Annotated in this window: 1 pseudogene; it reads left to right on the top strand. The window is 64.0% G+C overall.

What is annotated here, in order from left to right:
• Positions 1 to 250, top strand: a pseudogene (locus SB751_RS33575) (phage portal protein); the annotation flags it as partial.

The raw sequence follows: 250 nt of genomic DNA, 5'->3' as shown, positions 1-250 counted from the left end.
GGACCGTGACTGGGACTCGGCGATCAAGCCGATGGCGCTGCGCGTCCAGGCGCACATCAATCGGGACGTGCTTCGCGCGCGCCACGGTCTGGTGAATGTTCGATTCCAGTTCGACGGACTCGATCGCGAAGACGAGATGGCGATCGCCGACATCTTCAAACGGGAATACGAGTCGAACGCCACCACGCCGAACGAGTACCGCGCGAGCAAGGGCCTTGAGCCGCTGAAGTCGCGCTGGGCCGACCTCACC

It is taken from the genome of Cupriavidus sp. SIMBA_020, assembly GCF_046535395.1.
GTDB classification, from domain to species: Bacteria; Pseudomonadota; Gammaproteobacteria; order Burkholderiales; family Burkholderiaceae; genus Cupriavidus; species Cupriavidus campinensis.
The sequence above is the reverse complement of the archived record's forward strand: the minus strand, read 5'-3'. Positions and strand labels throughout refer to the sequence as shown.